Origin of the sequence: Micrococcus sp. HG099 (genome assembly GCF_024723355.1) — a bacterium.
Lineage (GTDB): Bacteria > Actinomycetota > Actinomycetes > Actinomycetales > Micrococcaceae > Micrococcus > Micrococcus endophyticus.
The window spans coordinates 1-514 of sequence record NZ_JANQCJ010000295.1; the positions used below are offsets into that span (position 1 = coordinate 1).

The 514-nt window shown below is 78.0% G+C and carries 1 protein-coding gene; it reads right to left on the reverse strand.

Going from position 1 to position 514, the window contains the following annotated elements; all coding sequences use genetic code 11:
- Positions 1–514 (reverse strand): hypothetical protein (locus tag NWP10_RS12300; RefSeq protein WP_258301091.1); only part of this gene is annotated, 514 nt, incomplete at both ends.

Below are 514 nucleotides of genomic sequence, written 5' to 3' on the forward strand. Positions count from 1 at the left end.
GGCCAGCTGCGCCATCAGGTCCCCGGCCGGGCGGGCGCTGAGCCCGAGCCCGGCGCGCAGGGCGACCAGGCCGCCGTCGCCGTCGTCGGGACCCTCGGTCAGGCCCGCGTCCTGACCGAGCGGGAAGCGCTCGAGCTGCGCGGTGACCTCGCGGGCGTGCCCGGCCAGGCGCTTCTCGGCGTCCCGCCAGCGGCGTGCGGCGTCCCGGTCGAGCCGTTCGTGCTGGGCGACCGCGAGCAGGTCGTCGTAGGCCTCGTCAAGGGCGCGGCGGATGCGGGGATCCACCGCGCCCTCGGGCGCCTCCCGCAGGAGCCCGGTGAGCGCGAGCATCTCCACCGCCACCGGGGCGAGCACCCGGTCCACCACGCGGGTGCGCCGCGGGGTGGCCGCCAGGACGTCCGCGGAGTCGATGAGCTGCTCGACCGCGTCCTCGAGCCCGCGCGTGCTGTCCTCGAACGCCGCGACGCGCTGCCCGAGGTCCCGCCATGAGCTTGCCGGGCGGGTACCGCGGGAC